Below are 8,349 nucleotides of genomic sequence, written 5' to 3' on the forward strand. Positions count from 1 at the left end.
GGCCCATTCCACAAGAAAAAAAATTTTGTGGGATGGGCCCCAGAGCCCGTCCTAGTTATTTTTGCAAGAGGTCTAATGACTAATGACTAATGACTAATGACTTCTTCTATTCTAGATTGCCTTTGCCGTTCAAGTATCCGTTATCTGCAATGCGCCAAGCACCCCCAGCATTGCCGGTTAAATCGCAATCTTCCACGGTGGCGATGCCATCTCTGTAAACGGCGATCGCCTCACCTTGATTACCCTTAATCCGACACCGGCGCACGATCAATTTTCCTCCCAATCCGACACCTATTCCCAAACAGCCGTTGTCAAAAATACTGCAATCTTCCACCGTTGCTTTCCCATTATCCGATAGAAAAATTCCGTTCCATACCCCATCATGAATTTGACTGCGGCGGAGGGTTGAATTTGCATCAGGGCCGCAAATTCCTATAACCGAATAGTCCGCAGAAGTGATATCGCTGTCTTCTACGATTAACTCGCCTTTGCGAATATCTACAGCGTAATATTTTCCAGTTGCGATCAGCGTTAAACCCCGCACTAAAGCACTGTCAGTTGCCATTTTAATGCAGTTTGAGTTGATACTTTCAACAACAATGCGATCGACCTCTCCGCTGCCGATAATTTCTACCGCTTTGTCGATAATGAGACTTTCGCGATAAACGCCTGGATGCACGTAAATACGGGTGCCCGGTGCTGCATTTTTCACCGCTTCGCTAATAGTAGTATAATCGCCTTGACCCTGCTGAGAAACAACAAATTTTTTACTATTCAAAACTTTGGTATCTGAAGTAGATGCTTCAATTTGCCCTGATTGCGAGTCAAAATGTTCAGATTGTCGATCGCCCGTTTCGACAAGTTGCGATGTTAGCTGCAAGCGTTCTTGAAAAACTGTTTCTAGCTGATGTTCTAACTCGGATACTTGAGATTGCAGTTGAGTTTGATTCTGGTTTGCTGCCTCGACTTGACATTGAATTTCCGAGAGTTGAGCATAAAGGTGCGATCGTTCTGTGTTAGCAGTTTCTAGCTGAGATTCCAATTCAGAGCGACTTTGACGCACACTTTCTAACTGATTTTCTAATTCGGATATTTGAGATTGAAGTTGATTTTGATTCTGGTTTGCTGTCTCGGTTTTAGTTTGGAATTCCGAAAGCTGAGAAATGAGCTGAGATTCCAATTCAGAGCGACTTTGACGCACACTTTCTAACTGATTTTCTAATTCGGATACTTGAGATTGAAGTTGATTTTGATTTTGATTTGCTGTCTCGGTTAGAGTTTGGAATTCCGAGAGTTGATAAGTGAGCTGAAATTCCAATTCAGAGTGACTTTGACGCACAGTTTCTAGCTGATTTTCTAATTCGGATACTTGATATTGAAGTTGAGTTTGAGTTTGATTTGCTGTCTCGGTTTTAGTTTGGAATTCCGAAAGCTGAGAAGTGAGCTGAAATTCCAATTCAGAGTGACTTTGACGCACAGTTTCTAGCTGATTTTCTAATTCGGATACTTGAGATTGAAGTTGAGCTTGATTTTGAGTTGCTGTCTCGGTTTGACTTTGAAGTTCTGACACTTGAGAGTAAAGGTGCGATCGTTCTGTGTTAGCAGTTTCTAGCTGAGATTCCAATTCAGAGCGACTTTGACGCACGCTTTCTAACTGATTTTCTAATTCGGATACTTGATATTGAAGTTGAGTTTGAGTTTGATTAGCTGTTTCGATTTGAGCTGGGAATTCCGAGAGTCGATCGTAAAGCTGCGATCGTTCTGTGCTACCAGTTGCTAATTGAGCTTGCAGTTCCGATAACTGAGACTGAATCTGCGCTCTATCTCCCTCGCTGCGATTTATCTGAGCCTGCAATTCAGACAACTGAGACAGCAGTTGTTCTCGCTCTCGAACCACCATTTCTGATTGACTTTGCAGATCCGAAAATTGAGAGTTTAATTGAGAGTTTAACTGTATTTTATCCCGATTAGCAGCTTCTAACTGTCTTTCCAGTTCTAATAATTCAGGTTGAGGTTGCTCTAGTTGTTCGCGAGCGGTTTGCAATTGAGAGTTGAGCAGTTCTCGTTCTGCATTGGCATTTTCAATTTGAGTTTGGGACTCCGACAATCGATCGGTAAATTGCGATCGCTCTTTTTCGACTAATTCCAGTTGAGCTTGCAAACCCGACAGTTGAGACTGAAGTTGCTCCCGCTCAATTATCGAGCGATCGAACATAATTTGAATTTCCGACAACTGGTACTGTACCTGCAATCTGCTTTGGCTGACAGTTTCCAACTGAGTTTCAAATTCAGACAGCCGATCGTGAAATTGAGAACGTTCTGCATCAAATGTCTCTAACTCTGCTTGCATTTCCAGTATTTGAGCGTTAAGTTGCGATCGCTCCCGATCCGCAACTTCCAACTGAGATTGAAGTTCTGCCACTTTCGCTAACTGCGACTCAGCTTGTTGAGCATTTTCTAGCTGAAACTGCAAATCAGCAATCAGAGAATTAACTTGCGATCGCTCCTGGGCAATTCCTGCCAATATTTCTTCCAATTCCGACACTTGATTATTTAAAAAAGCTTGCTCGTCAGTCACATTTTCCAACCGACTTTGCAACTGGGACAGTTCAGAAATTAGCTTATTTTCACTCTGAACCTTTTGCCGCAATTCCGAATTTCTGGCATCCAACTGCGACGCCAATTTTGATATTGCCTCATGCGAACCCTGCATCCGCACCAAATTGCGAGAGTTTCGCTTATTCAAAATTAACCAGCAAACTAATGCCCCGCCTCCAAATCCTATGAATAAAAGTAATGCTTCCATTTGTTTTATCTAATTAATATAAATTGAGTTATAGCGGTTTTCAGAAAGATGAGGTATGTAGTTGGGCTTCAGCCCTCTTAGTTTAGTGGTTATATAAGCTGTCAGTCATACCTCATCTTTTTGAGAAAAGCTATACCTTGATACTTGTCCCAAAAAAAAGGATCTCCAGAAATCGCTATGTTACTCAAAGCTATCACAAGTTGCGCGCCTGCGTTCACTTGGCTCGACAATTTATATTTGTTTACAAAAATCTAATAGGTAAGGTGCGCTCTGTGCACCCTACATTCAGATGTTCTGTGCAAGTCCAATTAGCGAAGCAAATCCACAATATGAGGAATAATCTCGATATGCTGAGTCAGCAAATAATCCAACCTATCCGCCAGTAAACTAAAAATTAAATCGTTATAACTCATCCCGTATTCCGCCAAACCTAAAGCCACCAAACTCGTCACATTTTCCCCTGGATGTTTCAGATCCGGTTTGGGATTTGCTTCCAAAACATAAAGCGAGCCATCAGCATCACTTCGGACATCAATCCGCACCAAACTGTTCAAACTAAACTCCCAATAAATTTTCCTAGCTAACTCAATTAACTTTTGTTTGAGTTCGGGTTCCTCAGCGCCCATCAACCGTCCTCTATCGGCTGTAATCGCCTTTTTATCCATTGAAGTAAAGATGCGCTCCTCCGACTCCAGAACTCGTTCGATCGTCGAAAAAGCAAAGGGTTTCGGATTTTTATTAAAACCAGCGTTACCATAAGTAACATAGCCGCAAACCGCTACACAAAATTCTCGTCCCGGCAAATACTTTTCAATTAAAGCAGTATTGTGAGTTGCTCGGTGAACTTCCGAAACCGCCTGAGACAAACCATCAATTTTATCTACAAAATGAACGTGCAGCGAAGCGCGGCCGGATACTGGTTTGACAACAAAAGGCCCTTGATACTCGCCGAAAGCAATGGCAAAACGCTCGTGCAAATTAGGCTGCAAAATCCCTTGAGAAGGATGCCAAGTCATAAAAGGAGCGGTTTTTATTCCGACGGATTGCAGTTCCCGTTTAAAAGCGTGTTTGTTATCTAAAGTTGAACTGTTTAAAGGATTGTGACCGACATAAGGCATTCCCAACATTTCCAACAAAGCGGGAGTGTGACAAACAGGATTGTAGCCCTGGACTCCGCCAGTATTCAGCCACACTAAATGGATGTTTTTTTGTTTGAGTTGTTCGGGCAAGTTCATGTCGTCAGGCAGGACAAAGACGTGCTTGAAGCCAATTTCTGCTAATGCTTTAGCAATCTCCCGGGCGACGACTTCGTAACTTTTCCAAGAGCGGGGATTGTGAGTTTTGTAAATCACAGATCCGGCGCGATCGCAGTCGCCGCCGAACACCACAGCAATCCGCAATTTAGCAAATAGCACCTCTAAATATTGAGGCAGCAAACTAAACTCGTAATGCCATGAATTCATGCCAATTGATGTTGCAACCATTTATTTTTTTTCCTTTGGGTTTAATTTTTTATCGGCCGAACTGCTAGATTTTGCCAAATATATTCCCGCCAAAACCACGGAGAAAGCCAACCAATTAAACAAGCTCAAACTTTCCGAAAACAGCACCCAGGCAATAATAGCGGCGATCGCGGGTTCGAGCAGCAGGAAAAGAGCTACAAAGCCTGATGACAAACGACCGAGACTGTGGATGAGAAGTCCCTGACCGAAAGCTTGGCAAATCACGGCCAAAGCAATTACAGCCAGCCATCCCTGCCAAGAATACGGGAAAACTCGATCGCCCGCAAGCAGCACGAGCGGTAAAATCAATATACTGCCAATAAAACAGCGCCACATCAATATTGTTGTCGCCGGAAACTTGGTTCGCAAATGTTCTGCAATTAGCAGATTTCCTGCATAAAACATCGCCGATAAAAGAGCAGCAATGTCGCCGGAAAAGTTTTCTCTCGCAGCTTGCAAATCGTCCATTCCGATCGCAATTGCGCCGGACAAAGCTACTGCCAGTCCCAGCAAAAACCTGCTGTCAAAACGCCGCCCCAACAGCAGCCATCCCCCCAAAGTAGTAAATAAAGGAGTTAAATTTCGCAGTACAGTAGAATTAGCGACATTAGTCTGAGTCAGCGACCAAGCCCAGAAACCCAAAGAAGCAGAAGAAACGACGCCTACCGCTGTTAACAGCATCAAATCGCGCAGAGTGTAGCTCGATCGCTCTTCAACTTCATCCCCAGACATTCGGCGGCGCACAGCACCCGCACCATTCCACAGTCCAAATACCGCAGTTGCTATCCACAAACGGTTGAAAACAGTAGCATTCGGGCCGATTTCCCGTTCGCTCAACCTAATAAAAATCGCAGCCAGCGACACCGCTAGCAGCGCCGCCGACAGCGATACGATCGCCCAAATTTTACCTTGACTGTCAGCTAATTCACCGTTTTTTAAACTGTCCGGGTTTCCCGCAACAATAGTTTTCTCTTCAGTTGTCAAGGCAGAGTTTAACTCATTATTTTCCAAAAAATTGCGCTGTATTTCAACATTTTGCTCGGGCAATCCCAGGTTTTTTGACATTATTAAAAGTTCCAATGAAGGCTGAAGGCAGTTGTGTAGAGTGCGTGACGAAAGAAAATTTGGGCGGCGAAGGGAGTGACTCAAAAGTCACGCACTCTACTTACTAGGGATGTACCAACTATTTTTTAGAGTTATAGCAACCGCCACATCGGTAAGGACAGAAATAAGCTCGTGAATAGATCCCTGACCCTTGTAGCATCAACGGTTTGATCCCCGTCTAAAAACTGTCAACTGTCAACTGTCAACTGTCAACTGCTATAACAGCAGCTTAGGTTGAAGGTTTAACAGAAAGCCTTGTCAAAGCCTCCTTCAGCGCCGGCGGCAATTGGCGGATAATCTTGCCCTTTTCCCGATCGACTCCAACCAAAGTCACCTGTGCTGTCACATATAACTCTTGAGCATCGGGCGATCGAATTTCGTAATCCCAAACCAGCCGCACACCATCACCAGCAGTCATCCGCGTTCTAACTGCCACAGATTGACCCATTTGTACAGCCCGGTGGTAGCGCAGCGAAAGTTCCACCACGGGCAATTCCAAACCCTGCGCCACCCAATCAGCATACTCAATCCCCAGAGAGCGCAAACTTTCCACCCGCGCTTCCTCCATCCAAACCAGATAAGTCCCGTGCCAGACCGCACCGCTGTAGTCTGTATGGTGGGGGTAGACTCGCACCAAATATTCAAACCAGCCCTCAGAGTCCATCCCAGCCCGGTTTTGAATGGCGCCAGCCTCGGTCAGTTTTGGTTGAGTTCGATCGTTCTCTAACACTTTACAAATTGTTCCAAAACGCTACATTTCTACAAATGATAAAGCAAACTTCAGGCTTATGCTTGACAGTAAGAAACTAGAGTACCAACGCCCTAGTTTAACGTCGCACAAGTAAACTCAACTGTTTTTACGCCCAAAACCATGATAGAAAAAATTTTAGTAGCCGTCGCCGGTCGCGGCTTGTGCGAAGAGATGTTTAATATGTTGATGGACATCCCTTCCTTGCAACAAACCTCTGTCACCGTCTTGCACGTCGTGCCGCCCCAAGTAACATCCGATGGCATGGCCGCCAAGTTGGAAGAAGGAGGCAAGATTTTAGCACAAGCAGTCCAGTCTTTAAAAATAGATCCCAGCAAAGTCAATCCCCGGCTCAAACAGGGAGACCCGAAAACCACAGTTTGCCAAGTCGCAGAAGAAGAACAATCCGACTTAGTGATTATGGGTTCCAGGGGACTCGGACGGCTGCAATCGATTTTGGAAAACTCAGTCAGCCAGTACGTTTTCCAGCTAACATCCCGACCGATGCTGTTAGTAAAAGACGACATCTACGTCAAAAGAATCAAGCGCGTCATGGTAGCGCTAGATAAATCCGAATCCGCCAAACAATCCTTAGAACTAGCCCTATCTTTTGTCAAAGAAGTCAGCGGCGGACAGATAATTTTAGTACACGTCACCAAAGATTTGACTGGAAAATCCACCGAAGATTTAACAGCCAATGCTGAAAAAGACCCCGTATTAGCCCCCGCAGTAGCACTAGCCAAACAAATGGGAATTAGCTACCGCTGCGTGAGTGCCACAGGCAAGCCAGGGGAAGCAATTTGTCGGATTGCAGACGACACGAATGCCGACTTGTTGGTAATCGGTTCTCCGGATCGGCGGCCCAACGTTGCCAAAAACTTTGTGGATCTCGATCGACTCCTGGGAAATTCCCTATCAGACTACGTGCGAGTTTATGCCAACTGTCCCGTATTGCTAGCGCGGACGATCGGCTAAACTCTCAACGTTAACAGTTAAGCTGTCGCGCATTTAAATTGCATATTCGGGGCGGGCTAGAAGCCCACCCCACAAGAGTTTGATTGTTTTTTGACAGCCAATTTAAATGCAGAACAGCTTAGCAGCCAACACTCAGCACGTAACGCAACAAAAAAAAGCGCCTCAGCAAAAAGCTGTTGGCGCTTTTTTTTGCAACCAGCTTGCGCCAGACAGAAATAGCAGCAGTTGCTAATCTTTTCTGCCTTGACGGCTAGCGGTTTGAATGTACAAAATGATTAGAAAAACGCTGGGAACCAATACAAACAGAATGGTTGCCACAAACCCTAATTCGTTAACTTCCATGAAGACGCCCGCCTCTATCGGAAAATAGGAAAACACACACAACTAGGATATCACTCAAAGGCAAAAGGCAAACTCAAAGACAGAAGGAGGACTTGCGGACGGGCGTAGAAACCAGGTTTCTGCGAGGCATCCACGCAGCCCAACCTCTTATTGGTCGTAGAAACTCAAATTTTGCACCATTCTCAAAAACGGGCTCTGGGGCCCGTTCCACAAGAGATAAATTTTCTTGTGGAACAGGCATCTTGCCTGTTCATAAAAGGATTATTGACAATGGTGCAAGATATCAGAGAAACCAACTTTCTTTTCCTAGGTCGGCAAGAGGCGTAATTATACAGTGAAATAGGAAAAAAAACAAAATTATTGCATTCTGAATTTTTCTTTCCTTTTGCATAAGAGAGCATCTCTAGCCTTCTGCCGAATACCTTCTGAGAGTCACGGCTTAGTCTTCACACTCACCGGGCCGTTGACCGTAGCTTGACAAGCCAACCGATAATTTTCGGGCTTTTTCTTGAGCTTGCGGTTCTCAAAGTCAGTGCGGGGCGACAGATTTTCACTTCCCTCGACAATTTCCACAATGCAGGTGCCGCATTGACCGATGCCCCCGCAATTCATCATCTTTCCCGAAAATGTGTACAAGTCGATACGGTTTTCTAGAGCTTTGAGCCTCAAATTGGCTCCGTCTGCTGCGATGACTTCCCGATCTTCCTTCACAAACTTGATATTGGCCATTACTGATTCCCTAGGGCGTTGACATAGAACTCTATTGCAAAATATTAACTAAGGATGGTGAATTAATTGACACTCTCAGCGAAGACAGCGACTGAGATTCTTAAGATTTTGCAACCTTAATATCCTGATTACTCAGGTTCCCA

At 44.8% G+C, this 8,349-nt stretch carries 7 protein-coding genes; 1 reads left to right on the forward strand and 6 read right to left on the reverse strand.

The features are described 5' to 3' along the window. Positions 1-106: 106 nt before the first annotated feature. The 4 genes from QUB70_RS30275 to QUB70_RS30290 form a co-directional block, all read right to left on the reverse strand. Complete coding sequence (locus tag QUB70_RS30275) at positions 107-2,806, reverse strand: right-handed parallel beta-helix repeat-containing protein (RefSeq protein WP_332985413.1); 2,700 nt, start codon at positions 2,804-2,806, stop codon at positions 107-109. Between the two features lie 308 nt (positions 2,807-3,114). Further along, on the reverse strand, positions 3,115-4,290 hold the full coding sequence (locus QUB70_RS30280) for a D-alanine--D-alanine ligase family protein (RefSeq protein ID WP_332985415.1): 1,176 nt from the start codon (positions 4,288-4,290) through the stop codon (positions 3,115-3,117). Then, positions 4,291-5,373 carry a DMT family transporter gene (locus tag QUB70_RS30285; protein WP_332985417.1) on the reverse strand — a complete coding sequence of 361 codons (1,083 nt, stop codon included), beginning with the start codon at positions 5,371-5,373 and terminating at the stop codon, positions 4,291-4,293. A gap of 268 nt (positions 5,374-5,641) precedes the next feature. Beyond that, complete coding sequence (locus QUB70_RS30290) at positions 5,642-6,142, reverse strand: acyl-CoA thioesterase (RefSeq protein WP_332985418.1); 501 nt, start codon at positions 6,140-6,142, stop codon at positions 5,642-5,644. 141 nt (positions 6,143-6,283) lie between these two features. Here QUB70_RS30290 and QUB70_RS30295 point away from each other — a divergent pair, with 141 nt between their 5' ends. Beyond that, entirely contained in the window at positions 6,284-7,135 is an 852-nt protein-coding gene (locus tag QUB70_RS30295; RefSeq protein ID WP_332985419.1) for a universal stress protein, read from the forward strand. Between the two features lie 228 nt (positions 7,136-7,363). Here QUB70_RS30295 and psbM read toward each other — a convergent pair whose 3' ends face one another. Together psbM and QUB70_RS30305 are read right to left on the reverse strand one after the other, a co-directional pair. Continuing rightward, on the reverse strand, positions 7,364-7,477 hold the full coding sequence (psbM, locus tag QUB70_RS30300) for a photosystem II reaction center protein PsbM (RefSeq protein WP_332985421.1): 114 nt from the start codon (positions 7,475-7,477) through the stop codon (positions 7,364-7,366). Positions 7,478-7,909: 432 nt separating this feature from the next. Beyond that, the gene (locus QUB70_RS30305; RefSeq protein WP_332985422.1) at positions 7,910-8,206 is read right to left on the reverse strand and encodes a 2Fe-2S iron-sulfur cluster-binding protein; all 297 of its coding nucleotides are present in this window, start codon (positions 8,204-8,206) and stop codon (positions 7,910-7,912) included. Positions 8,207-8,349 lie beyond the last annotated feature (143 nt).

Source organism: Microcoleus sp. A003_D6, from assembly GCF_036702825.1.
Lineage (GTDB): Bacteria > Cyanobacteriota > Cyanobacteriia > Cyanobacteriales > Microcoleaceae > Microcoleus.

What these genes read in the sequence shown, in the direction of transcription:
- QUB70_RS30275 (WP_332985413.1), bottom strand. Translation starts at nt 2,806, where the DNA reads ATGGAAGCATTACTTTTATTCATAGGATTTGGAGGCGGGGCATTAGTT.
- QUB70_RS30295 (WP_332985419.1), top strand. Translation starts at nt 6,284, where the DNA reads ATGATAGAAAAAATTTTAGTAGCCGTCGCCGGTCGCGGCTTGTGCGAA.
- QUB70_RS30280 (WP_332985415.1), bottom strand. Translation starts at nt 4,290, where the DNA reads ATGGTTGCAACATCAATTGGCATGAATTCATGGCATTACGAGTTTAGT.
- psbM (WP_332985421.1), bottom strand. Translation starts at nt 7,477, where the DNA reads ATGGAAGTTAACGAATTAGGGTTTGTGGCAACCATTCTGTTTGTATTG.
- QUB70_RS30305 (WP_332985422.1), bottom strand. Translation starts at nt 8,206, where the DNA reads ATGGCCAATATCAAGTTTGTGAAGGAAGATCGGGAAGTCATCGCAGCA.
- QUB70_RS30285 (WP_332985417.1), bottom strand. Translation starts at nt 5,373, where the DNA reads ATGTCAAAAAACCTGGGATTGCCCGAGCAAAATGTTGAAATACAGCGC.